This window comes from Coprococcus sp. HPP0074 (assembly GCF_964238105.1).
GTDB lineage: Bacteria > Bacillota > Clostridia > Lachnospirales > Lachnospiraceae > Faecalimonas > Faecalimonas umbilicata.
Genome location: NZ_CAXSKS010000008.1, coordinates 126835 through 153239, shown reverse-complemented (window position 1 = coordinate 153239; position 26405 = coordinate 126835). Strand labels below are relative to the sequence as shown.

General features: G+C 42.7%; 22 protein-coding genes. 6 read left to right on the top strand and 16 right to left on the bottom strand.

What is annotated here, in order from left to right; translation table 11 throughout:
* Positions 1 to 22 precede the first annotated feature (22 nt).
* From ACESPO_RS11190 to ACESPO_RS11115, 16 genes are all read right to left on the bottom strand, one after another.
* Positions 23 to 877, bottom strand: coding sequence for a DUF4097 family beta strand repeat-containing protein (locus ACESPO_RS11190; RefSeq protein ID WP_270457324.1), 855 nt, complete (start codon positions 875 to 877; stop codon positions 23 to 25).
* Positions 874 to 1581 carry a DUF1700 domain-containing protein gene (locus ACESPO_RS11185; RefSeq protein WP_499788849.1) on the bottom strand — a complete coding sequence of 236 codons (708 nt, stop codon included), beginning with the start codon at positions 1579 to 1581 and terminating at the stop codon, positions 874 to 876. The genes ACESPO_RS11190 and ACESPO_RS11185 overlap by 4 nt, the downstream gene beginning before the upstream one ends.
* Positions 1578 to 1901 (bottom strand): PadR family transcriptional regulator, encoded by a 324-nt coding sequence (locus ACESPO_RS11180; protein ID WP_008977377.1) that lies wholly within the window; start codon positions 1899 to 1901, stop codon positions 1578 to 1580. The genes ACESPO_RS11185 and ACESPO_RS11180 overlap by 4 nt, the downstream gene beginning before the upstream one ends.
* Positions 1902 to 2179: 278 nt before the next feature.
* A complete protein-coding gene (locus tag ACESPO_RS11175; RefSeq protein WP_270666350.1) occupies positions 2180 to 2452 on the bottom strand; it encodes a DUF1294 domain-containing protein in 273 nt (90 codons plus the stop codon).
* The gene (gene addA, locus ACESPO_RS11170) at positions 2449 to 6138 is read right to left on the bottom strand and encodes a helicase-exonuclease AddAB subunit AddA (RefSeq protein WP_336305127.1); all 3690 of its coding nucleotides are present in this window, start codon (positions 6136 to 6138) and stop codon (positions 2449 to 2451) included. The genes ACESPO_RS11175 and addA overlap by 4 nt, the downstream gene beginning before the upstream one ends.
* Before the next feature lie 31 nt (positions 6139 to 6169).
* On the bottom strand, positions 6170 to 9580 hold the full coding sequence (gene addB / locus ACESPO_RS11165) for a helicase-exonuclease AddAB subunit AddB (protein WP_336305126.1): 3411 nt from the start codon (positions 9578 to 9580) through the stop codon (positions 6170 to 6172).
* Between the two features lie 10 nt (positions 9581 to 9590).
* Positions 9591 to 10628 carry a hypothetical protein gene (locus ACESPO_RS11160; RefSeq protein ID WP_499788847.1) on the bottom strand — a complete coding sequence of 346 codons (1038 nt, stop codon included), beginning with the start codon at positions 10626 to 10628 and terminating at the stop codon, positions 9591 to 9593.
* Between the two features lie 138 nt (positions 10629 to 10766).
* Positions 10767 to 11522, bottom strand: a complete 756-nt coding sequence (locus tag ACESPO_RS11155) for a hypothetical protein (RefSeq protein WP_499788846.1) — start codon at positions 11520 to 11522, stop codon at positions 10767 to 10769.
* A gap of 12 nt (positions 11523 to 11534) precedes the next feature.
* Positions 11535 to 12392 (bottom strand): ABC transporter ATP-binding protein, encoded by an 858-nt coding sequence (locus ACESPO_RS11150; RefSeq protein ID WP_119987442.1) that lies wholly within the window; start codon positions 12390 to 12392, stop codon positions 11535 to 11537.
* Positions 12389 to 12757 carry a GntR family transcriptional regulator gene (locus tag ACESPO_RS11145; RefSeq protein WP_009263598.1) on the bottom strand — a complete coding sequence of 123 codons (369 nt, stop codon included), beginning with the start codon at positions 12755 to 12757 and terminating at the stop codon, positions 12389 to 12391. Before ACESPO_RS11145 ends, ACESPO_RS11150 begins: the two co-directional genes overlap by 4 nt.
* Before the next feature lie 219 nt (positions 12758 to 12976).
* Positions 12977 to 13393 carry a hypothetical protein gene (locus ACESPO_RS11140; RefSeq protein ID WP_009263599.1) on the bottom strand — a complete coding sequence of 139 codons (417 nt, stop codon included), beginning with the start codon at positions 13391 to 13393 and terminating at the stop codon, positions 12977 to 12979.
* Positions 13394 to 13574: 181 nt separating this feature from the next.
* A complete protein-coding gene (locus tag ACESPO_RS11135) occupies positions 13575 to 14510 on the bottom strand; it encodes an ATP-binding cassette domain-containing protein (protein WP_009263600.1) in 936 nt (311 codons plus the stop codon).
* A 5-nt stretch (positions 14511 to 14515) separates the two neighbouring features.
* Positions 14516 to 15556: an ABC transporter ATP-binding protein gene (locus ACESPO_RS11130; RefSeq protein WP_499788845.1), complete on the bottom strand. Its 1041-nt coding sequence runs from the start codon at positions 15554 to 15556 to the stop codon at positions 14516 to 14518.
* Between the two features lie 14 nt (positions 15557 to 15570).
* Entirely contained in the window at positions 15571 to 16497 is a 927-nt protein-coding gene (gene oppC / locus ACESPO_RS11125; RefSeq protein ID WP_016441436.1) for an oligopeptide ABC transporter permease OppC, read from the bottom strand.
* On the bottom strand, positions 16497 to 17447 hold the full coding sequence (locus tag ACESPO_RS11120) for an ABC transporter permease (protein ID WP_390108422.1): 951 nt from the start codon (positions 17445 to 17447) through the stop codon (positions 16497 to 16499). Before ACESPO_RS11120 ends, oppC begins: the two co-directional genes overlap by 1 nt.
* Positions 17447 to 19378 carry a peptide ABC transporter substrate-binding protein gene (locus ACESPO_RS11115; protein ID WP_499788844.1) on the bottom strand — a complete coding sequence of 644 codons (1932 nt, stop codon included), beginning with the start codon at positions 19376 to 19378 and terminating at the stop codon, positions 17447 to 17449. The genes ACESPO_RS11120 and ACESPO_RS11115 overlap by 1 nt, the downstream gene beginning before the upstream one ends.
* Before the next feature lie 895 nt (positions 19379 to 20273).
* Between ACESPO_RS11115 and ACESPO_RS11110 the strand changes: the two genes are divergently transcribed.
* The 6 genes from ACESPO_RS11110 to ACESPO_RS11085 all read left to right on the top strand — a co-directional run bounded on the left by ACESPO_RS11110 (position 20274) and on the right by ACESPO_RS11085 (position 26341).
* A complete protein-coding gene (locus ACESPO_RS11110) occupies positions 20274 to 22016 on the top strand; it encodes a peptide ABC transporter substrate-binding protein (RefSeq protein WP_499788842.1) in 1743 nt (580 codons plus the stop codon).
* Between the two features lie 95 nt (positions 22017 to 22111).
* Entirely contained in the window at positions 22112 to 23074 is a 963-nt protein-coding gene (locus ACESPO_RS11105) for an ABC transporter permease (protein ID WP_016439790.1), read from the top strand.
* Positions 23075 to 23088: 14 nt separating this feature from the next.
* On the top strand, positions 23089 to 24006 hold the full coding sequence (locus ACESPO_RS11100; protein ID WP_016439791.1) for an ABC transporter permease: 918 nt from the start codon (positions 23089 to 23091) through the stop codon (positions 24004 to 24006).
* A 10-nt stretch (positions 24007 to 24016) separates the two neighbouring features.
* On the top strand, positions 24017 to 25036 hold the full coding sequence (locus ACESPO_RS11095) for an ABC transporter ATP-binding protein (protein WP_120092558.1): 1020 nt from the start codon (positions 24017 to 24019) through the stop codon (positions 25034 to 25036).
* On the top strand, positions 25033 to 26004 hold the full coding sequence (locus ACESPO_RS11090) for an ABC transporter ATP-binding protein (RefSeq protein WP_008977396.1): 972 nt from the start codon (positions 25033 to 25035) through the stop codon (positions 26002 to 26004). The genes ACESPO_RS11095 and ACESPO_RS11090 overlap by 4 nt, the downstream gene beginning before the upstream one ends.
* Complete coding sequence (locus ACESPO_RS11085) at positions 25991 to 26341, top strand: hypothetical protein (RefSeq protein ID WP_270602630.1); 351 nt, start codon at positions 25991 to 25993, stop codon at positions 26339 to 26341. Before ACESPO_RS11090 ends, ACESPO_RS11085 begins: the two co-directional genes overlap by 14 nt.
* Positions 26342 to 26405 lie beyond the last annotated feature (64 nt).

Genomic DNA, 26405 nt, shown 5'->3' with positions numbered 1-26405 from the left:
TAATTTTCCTATGAACAGTGTTTCACTCCTGCTCAGAAAAGTCAATAGTAATTTCCCCGGCGCCGCATTCGATAGCAAGCTTTTTCTCTGCTCCCGGATGAATACGTTTTTCTGATCCCAGCGCCGTATATTCCTCATCTCCGATCCACACACTTCCCATTCCACACTCTGTGAAACATTCATAGTCTGTCTCTTCCCCTGCAAGTGTCAGATATATTTCTCCCATTCCACATTCGATTTCTCCTTCTGACACAACTGCCTCCATAATGTCAATTTCCCCGGCACCAGCCTCTAAAGTCATTGTCATTGCATCGACTTTCTCAATCGTAACATCTCCTGCTCCCGCACTGATTTCCACATGACCACCGCGAAGCTTGTCCGCAGTAAACTCACCTGCTGCAATCTCACACTGAAACGATTCCAAACGGTATCCTTTTGGAATCCCAATCACGACCGGTTCTACGCTCTTTCCCAGTTTTGACTTTCGCTCTGTATTCTCGATCGTCAGTTTCTCACCGTCCTGGTAACACTGGATTTTTCTGAAGTCCTCTGGAATCGTTACTTGAATTTCTGCTCCATCTGTTTCCTCTACGATTATCTCACCTACACTTATCTCAACTTCCATCCGCTTTACATCTGTAAAAAGATTTTCTCTTTCACTCCCTGTGTACTGCTCTTCAGAAGCCCCATACGGAGAGGCCACCTCCGACAGATCATCTTCAAACAGTTCCCCTGAAAAGAAGTCGAAAACATGCTCTCCGTTAAATTCAATTGTATCTGTTCTTCCTCCAAGCGCAACACCCGCAATACAAAACATCCCTCCAGTCACTGCCGCTACACCTGCTATGATCCACCCGGCTTTCCAACCTTTTTTCATCTTCTCACTCCTCTCTGCAAAATCTTTCTACAAATATTTACAGCTCCCTGAAACAGAAATGGTACCACCTTCAAAATCACCCACAGAACCGCCATCGATCCAAGCAATCCGACCGCGGTAAGCAAAAGTCCGATTCCACTTACTAGCAATCCTTCTCCGACAGCCGTAAACATGTGGACAATTCCTACACCTGCTGTAAAAATTCCGGAAATCAAAATTGCAATCGTTCCCATACCAATCCCTGCCACTGCTGCTACAATCCCGATCACCACCCCGAAGATGACCCCGATAATTGCAATCACAAGCGGTATCACGATCGGCGCTCCTATAAGAATAATCGCAGCGAGCAAAATCACCTTTGCTGTCCTGTTGTGTTTCTCATTTTCATAAGTACCACGTTCTTCTGACCGGCTCTGCTCATATGAATACTCTCCGGCTACCGGCATTTTCCGACTGTCAAACTGAAAATCCTGATAACCATTTTCTGTGAAGGCTCCTCCCAGATCGCTTCTGCCATCCAGGCCTACTTTTAACTTTTCTGCAACTTTCTTTGGGCTTTCCAGCTCCGAAATTACTTTTTGTTCATTTTCTTCTCCTGCCGCATCAAAATAATCATTATAATACTGCATTGCATCTGTTCGCTCTTCCACTGGCACATCCTGCAAAAGCGCTGCCAGCTCTAACATAAATTCTATTCGATTCATGCAGTCACACCTCCCTCAAATATCTCACTGATCTTCTTTGAATACACTTTCCATTCCTCGCGATACAGATTCAGCTGTGCCATTCCTCGATCTGTCACCTTATAGTACCGCCGGTTTCTGCCGTCAAACTGCATATCGTACACTTCCAGGCATTGATCTTTCTGGAGTCTTCGCAAAACTGGATACAAGGTAGACTCCGATACTTCCAACACTTGTCTGACATCCTGTGTAATTTTATATCCGTAAGTCCCCTGACTTTCTCTGGATACAACTGCCAACACAATCGCATCTAACAATGCCGCTCCTGTGTTAAATACCATGTCATCACTCCTTTATCTTTTTCTATTTGTGATTCATAATATGATAATAAATTTAATACTATTTATTTATCTATATTATATATCGTATAATATTGTTGTCAATGTAAAAATATATAAGAATTTATGAAGATTTTCTTAATGTCGTGCCAATTTCTGCCTGAAATCTACCTCATTTTCAGACATACAGACAGGGACGATACAGAATCATCTCTTGTATAAGAAACTACTTCTGTATCGCCCCTGTCCTTTATTGTTCAATCCATCCATAACATCGAAAATCAGAATCGATTTCCCCATAAATAACATAGCACCAAACATTCTGCCACAAGTAATGCCGGCACACCAACATAAAATTTCGGTTTTCTCGTCTTGTGATGAAAGGTATACATTCCAAGAAGCGCCCCGGCTCCTCCTCCAAGCGCCGCCACCGTCAGAAGGGTCGCTTCCGGAATGCGCCATTTCCTTTTCACTGCCTTTCTCTTATCGATTCCAAACAGGGAAAACGCAAACAAATTGATCAGGAGCACGTAACCGATTGCGATTTCTATCATACTCGTACCTCTTCTTTCTGCGCAAAGGAATATATAATTTTCTCCTTTACTCTCTTTCCGGTAAGCCGTTCCAGCACTTCTCCATAATAGCGGAGCTGTTTCTCATATCGTTCTGCAAGCTCTTCCCGAGATGCTGCCCGGTCTGTCTTATAATCCACGACGACAATTCCGTCTGGCTCCTCAAAATAAACATCTATGATTCCCTGCACGATCAGAAGTTCTTCCTCTTCTTCCTGTCTCTCGAGCAGTTCCGGATAAATTGTATCCGCCGAAACTCCAAGTACAAATGGCTGTTCTTTTTTCAGGCAGCCACTTTGTGCTGCTTTCCGAAGTCTGAGACCAAGCGGACTTTCCAGCAATCCTAAAATATCTTTGTAGTAGATACTTTCCATCATCTCCGGCTTAAGTTTCCCTTCCTCACAGAACTTTGCCGCCTCAGCATACAATTGCGAAATAGTATAACTTTTTCCAAAATCCAGCAGTTCCAAAAACTTATGGTATGCCGTTCCCCTGGATGCCCCGGACAAAGTTCCCGTGTATCCCGGCTCTGTTTTCTCCCGCATAAAGTTTGGAACCAAAGGAACTATCTCGGGCTCTTCATACAAAATTTCTCCTGCCTCTTCCTCAGGCTCTGACCTTTTTTTCAGTTCAGACACAGTAAATTTCAATTTCATCTTCTGCATGGCTTCGTATGGATACTGATAGGAAAACTGTTCTTCAATCTGCGCTCTCATTCTCTCATCATAGACATATGCTGTATCCCAGTTTCTTAAGAGCTCTTCTGTCAATGCCTGCTCCACTTCCTCCGCAGTTTCCTGCAAGATAAGATGTTCCGGAAAAATCTCTTCCACAACGAGCGGAACCTCTTTCTGGTACATTGCATTGGTAAACGGAACATTCATCCCATATCCATTCAGCAGATCTGCAAGCACCTGATTCCGAAACAGCGCCGGCAAAATCCAGTCAAAATACGATGTAGCCCTCGAAAGAACTCCAAATGGAAGCGCTGTTTGTTCTCTGGACTGAATGGAAGCAAAACTTTTCAATTTCTTCTCCAGATTAGAAATGCTTCCAATTAAAATCAGTTTTTCCTTTGCTCTTGTAAGTGCAACATAAAGTACGCGAAGTTCTTCCCCGAGATTTTCCAACTGAACCTTTCTCTGGATCACTTTTTTCAGGAACGTCGGAATCTTCGTCCGGTACTCCAAATCGACTGCATCCACCCCGACTCCAAGTTCCGGGTGGACTACAATGCTTCCCGTCGTATCCTGCATATTGAAACGCTTGCTCATTCCCGCTACAATGACGATTGGAAATTCCAGCCCTTTACTTTTATGGATACTCATCAAGCGTACCGTATCCGCCTGCTCATCGGCAATGTTTGCCTCTCCGTAATCAATATCATATTTCCTCAGCTGTTCAATATAGCGCACGAAATTAAAAAGCCCTTTATAACTTGTAGCTTCAAAAGCAATCGCCTTCTCCACAAGCATCTCCAGATTCGCCGCCCGCTGCCCGCCTCCTGGCATCGCCGCCACATAATTTCCATAGCCGGTTTCATCTAGAATCTGCCAGAGCAGTTCGTGGATGGCCGTATACGGGAGCCTCTCCCGGAAGTCCTCCATCTTCTCATAACACCTGTCTAATTTTTCTTGGATCGCTCTGTCGTCCCCCATTCGCCGGTAATCCTGCACCGCCTGATAAAAAGGTACTTCCTTTTCCTCGCATTTGATCTTGGCAAACTCTTCACTGGACAGTCCTGCAAACATTGATTTTAACACAGCTGCAAGCGGAAGGTCCTGCCGCGGATTATCCAGCACACGAAGATAATCTAACAACAGACGAATTTCTCTCGTCTCAAAATACCCCTCTTTCGACCCAGTAAAGGTTGGAATTCCTTCCCGGTTCAGCACTTCCGTAAAGACATCTGTCCATCCTTTCAAACTTCTCGTAAGAATGACAATATCGCTGTATTTTGCCGGACGATATGCCCCGCTTTTTTTATCAAATACCGGGTGTGCTCCCACAAGCTGCTTGATCCTTGCCGCAATTGCACGCGCCTCAAGCTCCCGGTCAGATGCTTCCCTTACTTCGGTTTGTTCGGAAAAATCCTCCGCCGTATTGACCAGCAGTACCTCCATCTCCATTCCCGGCTTCTCCTCGTAGTCTGCTCCCACATACAATGCAGCTTTCTCATCGTATGTAATTTCTCCTAGTTCTTTTGTCATAATCTGCTCGAATACGAAATTGGTGCTGTCCAGCACCTCTCTTCTACTTCGGAAATTTTTATGGAGATCGATCCGCTGTTTTTGACTTTCTTCTATACTATATGTGTTAAATTTTTCCATAAACAGTTCCGGTCTGGAAAGACGGAAACGGTAAATACTCTGTTTGACATCTCCCACCATAAACACGTTATAGTTGCCTTCTGACACCGTAGAGACACTTGTGAGAATCGCCTCCTGGATCAGATTGCTGTCCTGGTACTCATCAATCATAACTTCCGCAAATTTTTTCTGATAATCTTTCGCGGCCTCAGAAGGGATGAGTCCCTCCTCTGTCTTTTCTGTCAGAATGCGAAGTGCATATTGCTCCATATCCGAAAAATCAATCAGGTGTTTACTCCGTTTCTTTTCCTCGAATGCATCTGCAAAGAACTGTACCAACCCTGCAAGTACAGACATCGTTTTCCCTGCTTCCACCATATCTTTCCACAATTCCTCCGGTGCTTCATAGAAAAACTGATCCTTAAGCGCTCCCACAATGTCTTTCACTTCTTCTCTGATATTCTTTACCGAGGCAGTGAGTTCTTCCGATACACTTTTGTCTTTGTTCGCTGCAAATCGCTTCCACTTCCAGTCTGCAAACAAGTCATACATTCCCCGCATCGTTGTCTGCGCCAGCAGCTTTTGAATCCTCTCGCGATCCTCCTTGAGTGCATCGGCATACATATAAGGGCCGTCCGGCTCCTGGCACTGTCTTATCCCTTCTTCCAGAAGTGCCATTGTTTCTTCCAACGCTTTTCTCAAACTCTCTTTCGCATAAACAGCTCCTTCCGAAGCCTCAAATGCTTCCATCGTATCTACTTCATAGGATTTCACACACTGACGGAGCCACTTTTCCGGCTCCGGATTGCTTCGAGAAAATTCATACAACTGCAAAATAATCTCCTCGATCTTCTTGTCGTCCCTTCCTGCTGCAAAACTTTCGATGCAATCCAAAAAAGATTGCTCACCGGCTGTATAACAGTTCTCCAAAACTTCTTCCAGCACATCCTGCCGAAGCAGCTTCAATTCTCCCTCATCCGCAATCCGAAATCCCGGATCCAGATCGATCATATGAAAATAGTCCCGGATGACCGAAAGACAAAAGCTGTGGATTGTCGTCACCTGCGCATTGTGGATCAGTGTCGCCTGTCGCTGCAAATGGACATTTTCCGGCTGCTCCTCCAATTTTTTCTCAATCGCATCCCGAATACGTTCTTTCATCTCTGCTGCCGCAGCTTCCGTGAATGTCACGACGAGCATCTGATCTACATCAATCGGCGGCTCATCTACTGTCAGTCTCGTGATGATCCGCTCTACAAGCACCGCCGTCTTTCCTGAGCCTGCCGCCGCAGACACAAGAATATTTCTGTTTCTAAGATGGATGACCTGCGCTTGTTCCTTTGTCCAAGATACTCCCATCCGATGATTCTCCCCTTTCTTTTTTCATAATCTACTCTTTCACTTCTTGCTCCATTTGCTGCAATGCTTCCACATCTTTCAATTTGGAAAGTTTCCGATACTCATACCCCGGTATTTTCTTATCAAATCCACAGATTCCCTGATACGGGCAGTAATCACACCCAGTCTTTCCTCCCAGTTCATATGGAAGGATCTCTGCTTCCCCATCTAAAATCCGCTGTCCGATCCGATTTAAAATCTGATCTGTATATTCTGACAAAATGTTAAATCCTCTTCCGCTCAACACTTTTGACGTCTTTGAGAGGCTCTGATCCTTATTTCTTCCAACCGGGATCACATCCGAGTTCCCCGAAAAAGAACGATCCAAATGGGTGATGACTTCCTCTGAGGAATTGACGATGCCATCTGGTTTTAATTCTTTCAAAACTGCCTTCTCCCCAAGATTTTCTCTAACTTCCTTTTCCACAAACGGATCTTTCATCTGATAGTAGAAAATTCCTGCCGGAACAATCTCCTTCTCCGGATATTTCTGCTCTTCCATCTCCATCACCGCGTTCAAATAGACAATCAACTGTAGCTGCAATCCATGATACATTTCTCCTAACTGAAATGCTTTTGCCCCAGTTTTATAATCAATGACTTTGACATAGACATGCTCCTCATCCTCATACAGATCTACACGGTCAATCTTTCCTCTCAGCCGCATCCGTGCATGCTCTGACAGTGACAAATTAACCGACTCCAAATGTGCCAAATTCCCAAAGCTGATCTCATATCCCGCCGGCACAAAATCTCCCTTCTCCAGTTGCTTAGTCAACGCCCATACCGTTCTTCTAAGCAGACGTTTCATACGCGTGATCACATATTCATTTCTGGAAGAACTATATAACACTGCATTTCCATAGTTTGTGACACCTGCCTCCACACTTTCCTCGATGAGTTGTTCCCGCAATTCCTCAGAAACTGTCGTCCATGTCACTTGGTGCTCTTCTAATTTTTTCGAAAACTGTTCCATCGCACTGTGGAAAATATTCCCAAGATCTACCGGTTTAAATCCATAGACTGCACGCTCTTCCAACTTCATCCCATAAGTAAGGAAATGCGCATAAGCACAGGCAGAGAATTTTTCTAATCTTGTCACGCTGTTCTCTAAGATCGTGCCATAAAGCTTTCTAGCCACCTCTTCCGATAACTGATCGTGCGGACGTTTCAGATGGTTTGCCGCAAGCAATTGCTCCATCTGTGCATGCCACTTAGGGTGCTTCCGATACCAAGTATATAGCTCCTTCCATGCTCCTCCAAATGTCTCACTTCGCACCTGCAGCCCTTCCACAAGATACGGAAGTGCCGTCTCCGGTGTCAGTTCCTTTTCCCAGAATGGCCTGTCTTCCTCCTCTTCCACCAAAAGTTCTGGATACATCCTTTTTAGATCTGCGATCAGATAGGCAGGACGCAGACTTTTCCCTTCCGAGGAGATTTTAGAAAAAGTCAAATACAGATACTCAGATGGTTTTGTCAGATGCAGATACAGATAAAATTTCTGAATGTAAGCCTGCTCCTTCGCCCCCGGTGCCAGTGCCACCTTCTGCTCCTGAAATCTCTCCCGGTCATACTCGGACAACAGTCCTCCTGCTCCCTGCTTTCCCGGAAGCCAGGTGTCATTTACTCCTGCCAAAAATAAAACTTTCACATCCTGAAGCCTTGTACGCTCGATATCTCCAACGACCACCTGATCGATTCCCGGAGGAATCACACCGACCTTTGCCTCCTGAAGCCCTGCATCGAGAAGTTCTCTGTATTCCCCGAGAGAAATCTGCTCTTCCCCAAGCAGTTCTGTAAACTTGTCAAACAGCTCCAGTACAATCCGGTAAATCTGGGCATATTCCTTTGCAAGTACCAACTGTCCCCGCTCCTGAAACTGCACTTCATATATGCCGATCTTCTTCTGCATCTCTTCCTGAACGAGAAATGCATAAATTGCCTCCGTCACTTCCCGCACCGTCTTTTTCCGGCGCTTCAATACCTCTGTGAGTCTTTCTAACTTCTCTATAAATTTCTGCCGGAATGCATTCCAACGAAGCATGTCCTCAGCGTCTGCATGCGGACTTTGCCTTACCCACATCTCTTTCCACTTCTTATATCCACGAATGCCGAGTGCCACCACATAGTTTTCCACATCGTCCACCTCTTCCCGTGTAAAACCGGTCAGATTTGTCCTCAGAAAACGGAACGTACTCTCATAGGAAAAGTTTTCGTCGATCATCGCCAAAAGACTTCTCAAGTATTCCACAAAGGAATTGAGCAGCACACTTCGTTTGTGATCCATAAAAAATGGAACCCCACAAATCCGAAATGCTCTCTCCATATATTCCGCATAAGTTTCCATATCACTGACAATCACAGCCATATCCCGGTAGCGGTACCCCTTTGTCCGCACCAGCCTGAGAATCTCTGAAACAACGAACACCGACTCTTCCTTTGGATTTTTGACCGCATGAAGCGACAGCATATCCTGCTTGTTGTCATACACCCGCTTCGTATAGCGGAACAAGTTCTGCTCTAAAAAAGCAAGCGGCGGATTTTCCCGGAATCTAACAGGAACTTCTCCCCGGTTTCCATACAACTGCACAGGAGGCTCTACCTCAATGTTTTCCTCCGCCGCAATGTGCACCAATCCGGTAACCATCTGCTTACTCAGAGTAAACAACTGATACTTATGCTTCAACTGGTAAGGATCCTCCCTCTGATCTATCGTCACAGTAACGGTTACTTTCCGGCAAATTTTTAAAAGCTGTCCAAGCACCCGGTTCTGTACCGGTGTAAATCCGGTGAATCCGTCAAGTACAACCACACTGTCTTTTAAAATCTCTGACTGCTGCACGACAGCACTAAAGACATCCAGCAATTCTTCTCCGGTAATATATTTTCCCTGCAGATACTCTCCGAATTTTTCCTGAAGTTTCTGGATATCGTGAAGCTTCCAGTAAAGCTGCGGGCCAATCTCTCCACTTTCCATTACACGCTCCAGTTCCTCTGCGCCAACATCATACTGTGTGAATTCTGAGATCACCGATTTCACTTCACTGATGTATCCAAGACGCCGGATATTGCTCCCCAGTACCTTTAATTCTCCTTCCATATCCCCTGCCGCCTTCCTTAGCAGCAAGCTTTTCCCGATATCGTCAAGCACGATTCTTCTGTTTCCGCCCACCTCCTCAAAAATGCGATGCGCCAGCCGTCCAAAGCTTAATACATCAATATTCATGATTCCATGCCGCGGATGCAGTCTGACTAATTCTTTCTGTGTCTGCATCGTAAACTGCTCCGGCACAAGCACAATGTAATTCCGATTTGGATTTTCGCATGCTCCTGCAATAACCTGTTCATACAGATATCTGGATTTCCCGGATCCAGAATTTCCAAAAATAAATTGTAACGACATCATTCACCTCTTACTTCTTTCCAAACACAACATTTCCCTGTTCATCCAGTATCTCATACCACTCCGGCACACGCTGCGTCATATAGAGAAACGGCCAGTCTTCGATTTCAAATTTCCGCTCTTTCTTTCCCGGCTCTTTGACGATCAATGCTTTCAGCGCCTTGCTGCAAATTTCAAATGCATATGCCCGGTCGTACTGTTCGACAAATCCATTTTTCTTCGCATTTCCAATCTTCACAGTCCAGACAAGTTTCATCGCTTCTTTCTGAAACCTGTATACATCTTCTTTTTCCTCGTAGGAAAGCGCTGCAATTTCCCTCTCTTTCAACTCCTCGGCATCTGCACCCAATGCAAGCACTGCCTCTGTTTTCGATGGAAACTTCCGGCATTCCTCCTCAAATACGCGCTGCAATACGGGATGCCGCGTCTCCTCTCCACAATCAAAAATCTTCCATACCCAGTTTGTCCGGATACTCCCCTCGCTGCGGATATAGTGATAGATTTGCTCTACGCCGCTTCTTGGGATCATCGTCGGCAAAGTCACCTTCAGGAAAGTCCCGTCGATCCCAAGTAAAGACAGTTCTCCGGTTTCACGCCCTGTATTCACTACTCCTACATTATTCCCCAGCTGCATTCCCATCGTCAGCTGCTTGGAAATATAGTAATCCGCCACACGAAACCAGTTCGCACTTTCTTTGACATCCCAGTTCCGGTCCAGATCCACCACCGTCTCAAAGACTTCTCCATCCAGAAGTCGGTCGATCTCTTTCCCGTCCAGCAATCCCGATACGACCGGAACTGTCAGATATTTCCTGCGGCAGTATCGCACCATCGGCTTCCAGTACGCTTTACACCCTGCCACTGCTGCCGCAAAGATTCCAAACACTACCAGCCATGCTGCCAGACCGTTTCCTCCAGAAAGCGCCCACTCTGCCATCTGCATCGCCGCGCCCGCTGCGATCATCGCAATAAATAGAAATACTGTCACCACCATCATCTTCCGGAACCATGTTCCATGTCTGAGTTCTTTCTTAGAAATCTTTCTCATACCTCTCCTCCTCTCCGGATTTTCTGCTCACTCCTGATCTGTTCCTTCCTGATTCCAAAATAAAAATCCTCCGAAAATCATGTATCTCATTATAACATGATTTCCGGAGGAAATATAGAACGATCTCCCACTATAAAATTAATTTTCCCGTCTTACCACCGTTTTTCTGATCAACAATATACTGAAACCTGCCAGAATCACCAGACCTATTACACCAGATATCAGTCCATAGAATGGATTCCCATCGGCGAGGCCGGATAACTTCATGATCGCATTCATGATGGCGATCATGCTCCTTCCACCAAACAAAAAATAGTCCGCAAGGGGATATACAAGCCATAAAACTGCCGGTACTCCAAATGCAAATATGATTCTTCCTATTTTATTCAGACGATACCAGATGATAGACACCATATACCCTGCCCCTGCAAAAAGTGCATACACTACAGACAGCAGTGCTACCGAGACGATTGCCCTCACAACGGAAGATACCTGCTCTAAAAACTCTGGATAAAACAAGGGTAAAATTTCTCCTCCAAATTTGATATTTCCCCATCCGTTCAGCTTTTGATCTACTGTAGCAAGCAAGGTATCAGCCACTCCGCACATCCCGGCACCGGCTGCGAAGACAAGCATCTTTCCTGCCAGAACTTGCTTTCTGCTCACACCATTCTGCAATAAAAACTGGAAGCTTTCTGTAAAACTACACATTCCGATGATCAGCATAAACATCGCCGACATCATATTCATTCCGTTCATCGTCACATATTCTCCACCAATCTTGCTCGCAATCAGCAATGCCAGTAGACGCATTCCAATCTGAACAAGATATAACATCCCAATTGACTGCCACACTTCTTGAAACTGATATTTAAAACTCTTCTTCGTTCTCATATACATCCCCCTCTAACGATTTGTCATCTGGATAAACATCTTCTGCAAGTCCAACTTCGCCACTTCCAGCTCTTCCGGTGCTTTCTTCCATTTTTCTTTGGAACTTCCGATCACATATGCCGTCTTCATCGTTCCGAGCATCTCCGTGCCGATCACATCCTCTCCCTGGCTCCATATGTCAACCATTTCCTTCTTCCCGGATATTCTATAACCACCGGCAAGCAATTCCTCTGTCGCACAATTCTTCACAATCTTCCCGTCTTTTAAGATCACAACATGTTCGATCACACTTGCGACCTCTTCAATCAGATGTGTAGAAATTACTATCGTAAACGGTTCTTCTATATACTTCTCAAGAAGAATCCGATAGAACATCTCTCTGTGATTCGCATCCAGCCCAAGGACCGGCTCATCTAAAAACAGATATGGAACATTGACAGAAAGCGCAAGAACTAGCTTAAAAATCGACTTATACCCGGTGGAAAGTGTCCGCACTTTTTTCTTCGTATTCAGCCCAAACATCCCTGCAAGTTCCATCGCATACTCCATATCGAACTTCGGATAAAATTCCTTCGACCATTGAAATGCCTGCTGGATCTTCATCCCTGCCGGGTAAAGTGTCTGCTCACTCATTAGATACATATTCTGCTGCACCTGATCATTTTCCCTTGCAGGCTTTCCATCTACCAGCACTTCTCCCTGATCCGGAAAAATCCGGTTACTGATAATATTGAGCATGGTGGATTTCCCTGCTCCATTTCGTCCTAGAAGCGCATATATTTTCCCATCCTCAAACTGTACACTGACATGATCCAGCGCCTTTGTGTCCTTATAGCCCTTTGACACTTCTTTGATCTCTATCCCTCTCATTTTGAAAATCCCCTTTCTATCATCGAAATGATCTCCATATCTGTAATCTCCAGCTTCTTCGCCTCCTCTACAAGACGACTTACAAAATTTTCATAAAACTGGTCTTTCCTCTTTTGTCTTAATTTCCTTACTGCACCTTCTGCCACAAACATTCCTACTCCTCTCTTCTTATACACGATCCCGGCATCTACCAGCAGGTTGATCCCCTTAAGCGCAGTTGCCGGGTTGATTTTATAAGTCACAGATAGCTCTGTTGTAGAAGGAATCTGACTCTCTTCCTGAAATACCCCTGTCAAGATTGCATCTTCCATCCCTTCTGCAATCTGCAAAAATACAGGCTTCTCATCATCAAAATTCAGCTTCATCTTTTCCTCCTCTCGTTATACAGTTAGTTACTCAAGTAATTAACTATATATGCATTATATCCACCACTCCTACTTTTGTCAATTACTTTGCTTCAAAAAGTTTTGTAAAAAACAAAAAACCTCGCAACGTTTTCTATACGTCGCAAGGCATCTTTCTCTATTCTTTCTGTTCTTTCTCTATGCTATATTTACACCTATGCTGGAATGTCTTTTTCTTTCCTAGACCATCATTGCGATCAGAGAAGGAATCAAACAGACAAGCGCACACAACAAATCTCCTAAAAACCGGCACACAATCCGTTCGTCATCATCCAATTCCCCAAATGGAATCACCTTCTCATCGACAAAATCTACCATATCTTTTGTGATATGTTTCTTTTTTTTCTCTTCTTTTTCCTCCAACAAATGATGGATCCGAACCCCATCCAGCCTAAGATATTGAATCCATGCCAACATAAGGAAAATACATCCTGCCACAAAAAGTGCATTCTCTGCAAGTGACCGATATCCCCCTTGATTCAAAAACTTGTCCCACAGAAGGCAGAGAACCATCGCTACAGCAAATTTTGCCACACACTGATATAACATTGGACGGATCATATATTTTTGAAATATCATACGGATTTTTTTAATCATAGTTTTTCTTCCTTTACCTAAGTATTACTTCATTTTCTCTGTCCAGATTATACTTTTTCACAAAAAATAAGTCTTGTCAAGGTTTTCCCAACAAGTTCTCCCCTCAACAAGACATACTTTTATCATTTTTATCCAGCTTTTAGACAACAGCTTCGCTTTTGCCTCAGCCGTAATATTTTTCTTATTTTTCGATCTCTCTGCGATATCCTTCCAGTTCTTTCTGATTTCCATAGACAAAATGTCCCGGCAGAATTTCTTCCCAAACCGGCTGATCCACACTGTAATCATGAATCGACGGATCATAAACAATAAGCTCTTTATTCTTCTCACGCTCTGGATCCGGAATCGGAACTGCAGAAAGCAGCGCTTTTGTATATGGATGAAGCGGGTGCAGGAACAACTCTTCTGCTTCTGCAAGCTCCACAATACGTCCCTTATGAATTACCGCAATACGGTCTGAAATAAATCTTACAACAGACAGGTCATGTGCGATAAACAGGTACGTCAGTCCTTTTGTCTTCTTCAACTCATTCAGAAGGTTCAATACCTGTGCACGGATAGAAACATCCAGCGCAGAAATCGGTTCATCCGCCACAACAAACTCCGGTTCCATGATCAACGCACGCGCAATACCGATACGCTGTCTTTGTCCACCTGAGAATTCATGTGGGAATCGAGATGCAAATTCCGGTAAAAGACCAACTTCCCGAAGTGCATTCTGCACTTTATTGTATCTGTCTTTCTCATCTTTGTAAAGGTGATGATTAATCAGACCTTCTGAGATAATATAATCAACTTTCGCACGTTCATTTAAGGATGCCTGAGGATCCTGGAAGATCATCTGACATTTTTTTATCACTTCAAGGTCGAGTTCTTTTGAAATCTTACCACTGATGCGACGCCCTTTAAACAAAATCTCTCCAGCAGATACCGGGTTGATTCTCGTGATTGCACGTCCGATCGTTGTCTTTCCTGATCCTGACTCTCCTACGAGCGCGAAGGTTTCTCCTTTATAAATATCAAAGTTCACATGGTCAACTGCAACGAACTTCTTCTTTCCGGTTCCGAAGGTAATCTGCAGATCTTTCAACTCAATCAGTTTTTCTTTTTCTTGCATAATTCTTACCCTCTTCCTTCCATACTCGCACGAAGACGTTTAATTGCCTCCGGCTGTTCAATCTTCGGTGCACGCGGATCTAAGTACCACGTTTTCGCCTTATGCGTTGGTGTGATCTCAAAGAATGGCGGCTCCTCTTCAAAGTCAATTGCAAGTGCCTTCTTGTTACGAGGTGCAAATGCATCCCCTTGAATCTTATTAAATAAGTTCGGTGGTGTACCTTCAATCGTTGGCAACGGTTCCCCTTTCACTCCTAACTGTGGAAGGGAAGATAACAATGCCCATGTGTACGGATGCCATGCATCATAGAAAATCTCATTGACTGTACCATACTCAACGATCTGTCCCGCATACATTACTGCAACACGGTCCGCTACATTCGCCACAACACCAAGATCGTGTGTAATATAAATAACTGTCATCTTCAGTTCTTTCTGAAGATCTCTGATCAGATTCAGAATCTGTGCCTGGATTGTTACATCCAGCGCAGTCGTAGGTTCATCACAGATCAGAATATCCGGATGACAGGCAGCTGCGATTGCAATGACAACACGCTGTCTCATACCACCGGAAAATTCATGTGGATACTGATTGTATCGTTTCTCCGGAAATGGGATTCCTACTTTTTCAAGCATCTCCAGTGCCATTTTCTTTGCCTCAGCACCTTTGATCCCCTGATTCAGTTCAATACTTTCCTCAATCTGTTTTCCTACTTTTTTCAATGGATTCAGAGAAGTCATCGGATCCTGCATTACCATAGAAATTTTCTTTCCACGGATTGTTCTCCAGTCCTTCTCTTTTTTATATTTCGCCAGATCTTTTCCATCATACATGATCGATCCGTGTGTAATACTTCCATTTGAGTCAAGCATTCCTAAGAAAGACTTTGTAAACACTGACTTTCCTGATCCTGACTCTCCTACAATTGCAAGTGTTTCTCCTTCATAAAGGTCTAAGGAACATCTGCGAATCGCCGTCAGTTTTCTGCCACGTAAGCTAAACTGGATTTCTACATCTTTCGCAGACAAGATTGGTTCTTTTGTCATAGCAGTCCTCCGTTCTATACGTGATTTCTCGGGTCAGCCGCATCAGAGAACGCATTTCCCACAAGGTAAAATGTAACTGTAATAAGAGATACAATTACCGCCGGGAAAATCAGCAGATACGGATGTTCGAGGAAATAGTTACGGGCATTTCTAAGCAGAATACCCAGTGACGGTGTATCGATTCCAAGTCCAAGTCCTAAATAAGATAATGTAGACTCAAGTGCAATTGTCGACGGGATCGACAGTGCAAGTCTCAGAATAATGATACTGATCAAATATGGAAGAATGTTCTTTACGAGCACTCTCCAGATCGGAGTACCTAAGCATCGTGAAGCAAGATTGTATTCTCTATCACGATACATCATAACAAGGTTACGCACATTTCTCGCCATGGTCAGCCATCCGAATCCAATCAGTGAAATACACATAATTGTAAAGGACTGCCCAACAAGAAGCGCAATCAATGTCATATAAATGATAACTGGTACGTTATTAATAATATTATAAACTTCTGTCAAAATACGATCGAGGCTTCTTACGTATCCCCAAATACAGCCAATGATAACTCCGAGCACACACTCTCCAAGCGCAACGATCAGCGCCAGTTTAATGGATGTCTGTGCTGCATACCATACCTGACACCAGTAATCACGTCCGAGGTTATCTGTTCCGAACCAATATTCACCATTCGGTGACTGGAATGCCATAGCTGAATTTGTTTTTAATGCAGCATAATCATATTTTCCAATGTGCAGTGCGATGAAAGAGAAAATTACAAGTGCAAAAAAGACAATGGCCATCACAACTGCTGATTTTTTCTTCAGAAAATTCTGGAACACGGATTTCCAATAAGAATAGTCTGAATATCCGGTACGTTCCGCTTCTTCTGCAGAATATTCCACGAACCGAAATAAATCATCTTTTTTCTCATTTTCGCCCATTATCGCGTTCCTCCTTTTCCTGTAAGTTTAATTCTCGGATCAAGTAACATCATAAGAATGTCTCCGAGGAATACACCCAGTGTACCAAGCACTGCGTAAAGGACTACAAGTGTCTGCACGACATTTACGTCATAGCGGACAATCGCATCCGTAAGAAGTGGTCCCATTCCCGGTACAGAGAAGAATCTTTCTACCAAAAGAGATCCACCAATTGTGTAGAGAAATGATGCCGGAACATATTGAGCCAGCGGTACAAATGCGTTCTTAAAGACATGTTTAATCATAATTCCCGCAGAAGAAGTACCCTTTACACGAGCCAGCTTAATGTAATCCTTATTCAGTTCATCTACCATATAACGTCTCGTCCAGAGTGCATAACTTGCGATAGATGCCAGTGACAGACATACGATCGGAAGTATACTTGTCTCTGACGGATTCCGTGTCGAATAAAGCGACGGAAGCCCGAGCACTTTCGAACCAAATGCCAACACAAGTGAGTATGACACAAGGCTTGGAACCGCATTTACAAAAATTGTGTATGCTGTTCCTACATGATCTAAGATCCGGTCTTTGTTTAATGTCTGGATAATACCGATAAGGATACCTACAAAAAGGGAAATCACAAGTGCAGTACATCCAAGTTTCATAGAAATTGTAAATTTATCGCCAATTACCGATACGACATCAACACCGTTCTGAATTCTTCTGGATTCGCCAAAATCGAATTTCAGAAGCTGCCCATAATAACGAACGAGTTGTTTCGGCATCGGATCTAACAGTCCTGCCGCCTGTAACTGCTCTTCTTTCTGCTCTGATGTAAACTTCATTAACTGATCTTCTGTAAAGAAATAGTCTGTCGGAAGCATTCTCATCAACAGAAAAACGATCGTTACAACAATCAGGACTGTCACAACAGATTGTAACAGTCGCTTGATTGTATACTTAAACATTATTTATTAAATTCCTCTGCGAATTTCTCGTAATCTTCCGTAGTATAGGCGTCTACGGATGTCTCCCAGTCCTTATATTTTGCATTCTGCATACCATAGATTGCATGAGATACTGAGTAATCATTGATTTTTGATAACTGCCATGAAATATCAAGGTTGTATGGGATTGTCATCGCATGTTTTAACATGTAAGCTTCTGCCTGTGCATATGCTTCATATCTTTCATCAAGATCTCCTGTAATTGCATTCGCTTTGTTTACAAGGTCTGTAAATTCTTTCCATGTAGCGATCAGTTCAGGATCTGTAGCGTCGTTGATGTTTGTGTAGTTCATTGAATAGTAAGCTGTCTCTTCTCCGTATGTCTCCTGTCCGAGGAAGTTCTGCACATCACCATAGTCAGCTCCCCATCCATTCATAACAACAGAATGAAGACTTGGATCGATAACTTCCTGAGTTAAGCTGGATACATATGTTCCGATGTTTAATTTTATATAATCATCTCCAAAACAGTCTGCAAAGTTTTCCTGAAGAACTGTTGCACCATCAAGTGCTAACTGAGAACCAGCTGGGATATAGTAGTCCATCTCAACCGGGAATTTAACACCTTTTGCAGAGAGTTCTTCTATTGCCTGTTTCTTAAGCTCTTCTGCTTTTTCTTTGTCAAGTCTTCTCATCGTCTTGCCGTTAGACTCTGGAAGTTCGATTAATTCTTCTACTCTGTCAACGTACTCTGTACCATCTGAGAAGTATACAAGACCTTTCATTGTGTAAGCTGTATTCTCGCAGCTAAGTGGATTGATCATGTTTGCTCTCTCATAAGTTTTTGTCAGGTCAAGTCCGTAGTAGATAGACTGACGGAATGCTTCGTTTGCAATCGCTGTATTCCAGTTTGTATCATCAGATCCGTCTTCGTTCTTCTTTGCATAGTTGAATTTCATCTGGTAAGAGAATTTCTTAGGAAGTTTCTCTGTCAGATAATCGTGATACTGGTTGTTCTCATCTTCGTAGATAGCTCTTAAGTTTGCTTCTGCAAGGTCGATTGTATCGATTTCTCCTGTATCATAGAGAGAGTATCCAACTGTTAAGTCTTCGATCAGTTTGATTGTAACTGTATCGAAAAGTTTACAATCTTTATCCCAGTAGCTTTCGTTCTTTGTCAGAGTCTTTGTGTTACCCTGGATGAACTCTGTTAAGATGTATGGTCCGTTGTACCATAATTTATCGATTCCTACAGATTTTACATTTTCTACACCAACTTCATCGATGAAGCCCTGAGAAATCGGGTACAGACATGCAGATACTGCTACTGTATCAAAATATGGTGTCTCTGCTATACAGTGGTAAACTACTGTGTAATCATCTGGCGTTTCGATTCCTACCATCTCAAGGAATTTCGATTTGTCAAGCTTTAATGCCTCATCTGCTGAGAGTGATTTTGTATATTCACGGTATTCCTTTGCACCTTTGATCATTGAGATTGGCATAGATGTGTTGTTACCAGCATCGTTCTTGTGTGCATTCAGGATCCACTCAAGAGCTGTTACAAAGTCATCTGCAACCATGTCAGCCTTTTCATTTCCCTGCTGATCTACCCATTTCACATCGTCTCTCATCTTAAATGTCCATGTAAGACCATTATCTTCTGTACCCCATTCTTTTGCGATACCTGCCACTAACTGTCCTTTTGGATTTGTCTCAAGGAAACCTTCGTTTGTGTTACAAAGTACGTTTAAGTCAGCTGCCATCTCCGTATTCAAAATAAATACGTTCTCCATCTCACGCTGTGGCACTTCATAAGTCACAAGATCTTTAATCTCTTCTGAAGCCCCTTTTTCGCCTTTGGATTCTTTCTTGCCACTTCCACATCCAACAGTTGTTACTGCGAGTGCAGCTACCAGTGCAAGTGCAAGCCATTTGCCTCGTTTTTTCATAACTTTCTCCTCCTTTTATAATTTATAGCATTAAAGTTATTATAATTTTTCATCGCTGCATTGTCAATAAATTTTTTCATTTTTTGCATGTTTACGCAAAATACTTTTCTCATCGTAATTCATCAGAATTTTCTATCTTTTTAGTGTTTTTATATATTTTGTATTTCATCTACCCCTTTTTCCTTTTCTTTTGTCTATGCATCTACTGCCTATATTCTCGTATATATGATTTTCATATTCTTCATATAGTAGATTTTTTACGAAAATCGCATTGATGTCACAAGTATTTTTCTAGCTTTTCTCCTTATAAATATTTATTCACTCTTATATTGTATCATTTTTCTACATTTCAAAAAACATAGGATTTTTCTGATGCCACATCCAGATATTCCTTCAATAATTTCAGAGAGTTTCCAAATTTTTGCAAGAAAAGATTTCTAATAATTCAAAAAACTGACTTTGACTGTAATTTTCTCTCTCGTTTATCAGCCTAATTTTTACAAAATATAACTTAAAACAATCTCCCTCGCTTTCTATATGAATAAACTTCTAAATTTCTTATTAAAAGCACTCTGTCCCATCCAATTCCCCCAATATATTATTACCCCATTAAATAAGGAAAGAAAAGGATCCATACAGTAAAATTTTGAAACATCCAGCCACAGATTAGCGTCACACTCAACTGCTCACGAAGATCAATCTAAAAACTTTCCATTCCTCGTAAAAAATATTGTATATACATGATTTACTTTTATTAATTTATGATAAATCGATATCTTATTCTAAATTTATAGAAAAATATTAAAAAATGCAATTATTTGTTGACAACGAAAGCCTGTAAATTTATAATAACTTTATTATAATTAAATTTTTCTAAATTTAGGAGGGAAAAGGTATGAAATGGAAAAAACTGACAGCACTGGCGATGGCATCCATGATGATCGCAACAATTTTATCTGGCTGTGGTGGCGGAAACAGCGAAGAGAAATCTTCCGGGAAAACAGCTGAATCCTCCAGCGAAGCTAAACCAGACGAAAAGCAGGAATTAGTGTTAAATAACGTAGACTGCAAAGTACTCGATGTCAATGATGCAAGGAATGCTAATGAATTTGTTCTTTTGAGTCATGTCCAGGAAGGGTTATTCCGTGTATTCAGCGACAAAGATGGAAATGATGTCGTAGAAAATGCCGGATGTGAAAGCTATGAAGTATCTGACGATGGTCTGACTTACACATTCAAACTGCGTGACTACAAATGGTCTGACGGCCAGCCAGTCACTGCCCAGCATTATGTAGACTCAATCAAAAGACTGTTAAATCCTGAAAATGGATTTTCCTACTCTTTCATGGCATATGATATCGAAAATGCTGAGGCATATTACGATGGACAAGCTTCTGCCGATGATATCGGGGTAAAAGCACTCGATGATAAAACACTTGAAATCAAACTTCGTGCAAACATCCCATTCTTCATCAAAAAACTTACAAATGTTTGTTTTGATCCAGTCCGTCTTGATGTAATCGAAAAGGCCGGAGATCAAACAAAATATAATGCAGACTATAAACTTCATGTATTCTGTGGACCTTTCGTAATTGCAGATCACACAAAAGGAAATGAAATTGTTCTTGAGAAAAACCCAGAATACTGGGATGCTGAAAATGTACATTTAGAAAAAGTTACATTGAAAGAGATTCCGGAAGATTCTACAAAATCCATTCTGATTGAAAACAAAGAACTGGATGCTGTGGAAGCAAACTCCGAGTATATTGCAAAATGGCAGAAACTTACTGAAAGCGGACAGCTTGCAAACATTTCTAAAACATCACCAAGCTGTAACTATATGTGCTTCAATCAGCACACAGGAGGACTTTCCGGTCTTATGAACAATGCAAAATGCAGAAAGGCACTTTCTCTTGCAATCAACCGAGCAGAAATGAATGAAGTTGTATACAGTGGTATCAATATTCCTGCTTATGGTCTGATTCCTGCTGGAATGCTCGTAGGAGAAGAAGAATTCCGCACAGTGGCAGGGGAAGAACCATTAAAAGCTGATTACGACAAGTACAAAGACGATAACGAAGGACTTCAAAAAATGTTCAAGGAAGGTATGAAAGAAGCCGGTGTCGATAAAGATCTCAAAGATGTCGAGCTGACTATCATCTCCTCCGGAACAACCGTCCAGGATCAGGCAATCCAGGAATACTTCAAACAGACTTGGGAAGACAGACTCGGTGTAAAAGTAAACGTGAATATCTGTGCCGACACTTCCCTTTTCGTAGATGAGAGAAATAACAACCGCTACGATCTTGTCTTCATGGGATGGAATGGTGACTACAACGACCCTATGACTTTTATGGAACTGTTTAATACAGGAAGTGGATATGCAAAATTCATGGGTGGATATTCGAATGAAGAATTTGACAAAATGTTTGATTCTCTTGCCGAAGAAAGCGATATGGAAAAACGTGCCGAAACCTATGTGGCAATGGAGAACAATCTGATCAATGAACAAGCTGGTATCGCACCGATTTTCTATTCTAACAAACAGTTTTTCGTACAAAGCTATGTAAAAGACATGAGCTTCCCAACTTTTGGAAGTGCATATGAATTCAGCCGCGCATATATTTCCGGCAAATAGCAACAGCAAAAATGTCCAAGAAAAGAGGTTCTCTGGCGAACCTCTTTTCCATTGGAATCTATTAGACACACCATAAAAGAGAAAGGAAATACAGTATGGTTAAATATACAATAAGAAGATTCGTCGAGATGTTATTTACGCTGTTCGTCATCGCGACTGGAACTTTCTTTTTACTGGCTGCAGTGCCGGGGGATGCCCTCACTGCAAGAGCAGATAAACTGCCGGAAAAAGTCCGTGTCAACCTTTACAAGCGATATGGTCTTGACAAACCACTTCTTGAGCGTTATGGAATCACAATGAAAGGAATGTTAAAAGGAGATTTTGGTGAATCCGTTATCTATGAAGGAGAGACGGTTTCCAACATTATTAAAACAAAAGGACCTGTCTCTGCACGACTCGGTATCCAGCAGATGCTCCTCGGTGTAGGCCTTGGATTATTGCTCGGTATTCTGGCCGCAACGAGAAAGGGAACATGGATTGATTATTCCATTGTGTTCTTCTCAATCCTCCTGATTTCCGTCCCCCATCTCGTCTTTGGTATCCTGCTTCAGAAAGTCTTTGCCGGAAACCTACACTTATTCCCGACGATCGGATGGCCGAAAGGAGATCTTTTCACCTTGTGGTTTGGCGGCTGGGAGTATACGATTCTCCCTACTTTGACAGGATGTTTTGTCTACATTGCATCTTACGCCCGCCTGTTAAAAACATCCATGTTGGATGTTATGAACCAGGAATATATTCTCACTGCGGAATCCAAAGGTCTCTCCAAAGGAAAAGTCATCCGCAGACATGTACTTAGGAATTCTTTCATCCCTGTCATCACTAATCTTCCGATGAGTGTGGCAATGTGTATTACCGGATCTTATTTTATCGAAAAAATCTTCGTAATACCGGGATTTGGAAAATACTATGTCGAAGCAATCAGCGGCAGGGATGTCTGTATCGTCATGGGACAGACAGTAATTACTGCAGCACTATATATTGCAGTTGTATTTCTGACAGATATTTTGTATACCGTAGTCGATCCGCGAATCCGTATCAGCGGCGGCAAGAAATAGGGAGGGGGAAGAAAATGGCTGAATTAACAAAAGAAAAATTTAGACCGGTCGACAGAAGCCGCTTTGATTCTGATGCCATTGTGCGTCCTACTGTAACTTACTGGCAGGATGCATGGAGAAGACTTCGAAAAAATCCAATTGCTGTTTTCTCTATGATTTTATTGCTGGCATGTGTCCTTTTTATCACACTTGGTCCAACGATCAGTGGCGAGGAATATGTCTCAATCAATGCAGTTATGAAGAACAAACCTGCCGATGGCACACACTGGTTTGGTACTGATATCCTTGGAAGAGATCTTTTCAGCCGTGTCTGTGTCGGTGCGCGTGCTTCTCTGATCGTTGCGATTGCGTGTACTTTCATTCAGATCGTCGTCGGCTGCGCATACGGTGGAATCATGGCATATTTTGGCGGATGGCTCGATGAAGTCATGATGCGAATTGTAGAAATCCTTACATCCATTCCTTCTCTTCTGCTCACACTGCTGATCATGATGGTGCTTGGACAGAATATGGGAGCGCTTCTTGTTGCCATGTGCCTTACTTCCTGGTGCGGCACAGCCAGACAAATGCGTGGTATGATCATGCAGCTCAGAGAATCTGAATACGTCATGGCTGCCGAAACACTTGGAGCAAATCCTTCGTGGATCATTCGTAAGCATCTGATTCCGAATACATTGAGTATTTTAATTCTGAATGTTGCCACAAGCATTCCAAGCTACATTTTTACGGAAGCATCTTTGAGCTTTCTCGGCATGGGATTAAAAGAACCTGTCATCAGTCTTGGTGTGCTGATTTCAAATGGACAGTCGGTTCTGGATCTGTATCCATATCAGATCTTCTATCCGGCACTTGTTCTGTGTATCATCGTGCTTGCATTCAACTTACTCGGAGACGGTCTGAGAGATGCTCTGGATCCGAGATTACGTCAGTAGGAGGAAAACAATGGATAAAATATTAGAAATCGAAAATCTGCGCGTATCCTATCATACTTACGCAGGAGAAGTACAATCTGTCCGCGGTGTTTCCTTCGATGTAGAAGAAGGCGAAGCTGTCGCAATCGTTGGAGAATCCGGCTGCGGTAAATCTGTAACCGCAAAATCTATTATGCGCCTGATAAAAACTCCACCCGGAGAAATCAAAGACGGAAGCCAGATTTTATACAAAGGCAAAGATGTTCTGAAAATGGACAAAAAAGAGTTAAGTGAATACCGCGGCGGGGAAGTCGCGATTATCTTTCAGGATGCTCTTGCATCTCTGAACCCGACTATGACTGTCGGAAAACAAATTGTAGAAAATTTAATGATGCACCGGAAAATGACAAAAGCTGAAGCATACAAAGAAGCGGTGAACCTTTTGAAAATGGTTGGAATCCCAAATGCTGAAGGTCGTGTCAAGCAATACCCACACGAATTTTCTGGCGGAATGCGCCAAAGAGCAATGATTGCAATCGCATTTGCCTGTCAGCCGAATCTTCTGATTGCAGATGAGCCAACAACTGCATTGGATGTTACGATTCAGGCTCAGATTATGGATCTGATCAAAGATCTTCAGCACAAAATGAATACCGCTGTCATCTTGATCACTCACGATCTTGGTGTAGTAGCCAACATTGCAAAACGGATTGTAGTGATGTACTCAGGAAAAATTGTGGAAAGAGGAAGCCGGGAAGATATTTTCTATCACCCAAAACATCCTTATACAAGAGCGTTATTAAAAGCGGTTCCTCGTCTGGACCTTTCTAATAAACAGGAACTGGCTTCTATCGAAGGAACTCCGCCGGATTTAATCTCACCACCGAAAGGATGCCCTTTCTGTACAAGATGTTCTTACTGCATGGAAATCTGCTGTGAGGAGGCACCGGAAGTAACTGATTTTGGAAATGGACATCAGGCAGCATGCTGGCTGCACCATCCGATGGCGCCAAAAGAAAATCAACCATTTGGAGTGGAGGAATCATTATGAGCCAGAATGTATTAGAAGTAAAAAATTTATGCAAATATTTTGAAGTCGGAAAAGGACTTACATTAAAAGCAGTCGATGATGTTTCTTTTGAAATTGCTCCAGGGGAAACACTTGGACTCGTCGGCGAATCTGGTTGTGGCAAAACAACCTGCGGACGTACTTGTATCGGATTATATAATAAAACATCCGGAGAAGTTCTTTATAAAGGAAAAAATGTCCATGAACTAAAAGGGAAAGAAAAGTTAAATTTCCGAAAAGAAACTCAAATGATCTTTCAAGATCCATACGCTTCCTTAGATCCTCGTATGACGGTTGCAGATATTGTTGCAGAGGGACTTGATATCCATCATATGACTTCAAACAAAAAAGAGCGAAGTGAAAAAATTTACCACTACCTAGATCTTGTCGGATTAAACAAAGAACATGCAAACCGTTTTGTTCACGAATTTTCCGGTGGTCAGAGACAGCGAATCGGAATCGCACGAGCACTCGCTGTTGAACCTAAATTTCTTGTACTGGATGAACCTATTTCCGCACTGGATGTATCCATTCAAGCTCAGATTGTCAATCTCCTGATCAAATTGCAAAAAGAAATGGATCTGACTTACCTGTTTGTCGCACATGACCTATCTATGGTAAAACATATTTCTGACCGTGTTGCTGTAATGTACTTAGGCTCTATGGTGGAGATCACAAGCTCTGAGGAGTTATACAAAAACCCACTTCATCCATACACACAAGCACTGCTGTCCGCGATCCCAATCCCGGATCCAGAAGTAGAAATCGCACGAGAGAAAACAAGAATCAAACTGGAAGGGGATGTGCCAAGCCCTGTAAACCCTGCGCCGGGATGTAGATTTAAAGGAAGATGCAAGTATGCAAAAGAAATCTGTTCACAATGCATGCCTACCTTAAAAGATATCGGCAACGGACATCAGGTGGCCTGTCATTTGTATGATGAAAAATAAAGAATACTTGACCGACTTTCTCTCTGCTGGAAAATATGGTGTGATTTTATCCATCGCCGTTTCACTGTTGCTTTTGACCGGAGGATTCCTGTTTCAAGGCTTCTCTCTGCCGGAAGCATTCCAAGTGTGGCGCAGCGGCATGTGTATCCTCAGTGGAATCTCACTGTTTTTAGTCGCCGGAAGTATTTTGACAAAGAAATCTTCCAAAATCGACAAACATTCTCGGTGGCGGGAAAAATTCAAAAAATTAAACTACGAAAGTGTAATCGGAACGATTGCAGTGATCTTCATCCTATTTGCCTCCTGTGCAGATGCTGTCACAAGAGTCGTATCTTAAGAGAATTTGGGGCAGAATGAAAATACATTCTGCCCCATAAAACTTTCTATCAATTTCATCTAAG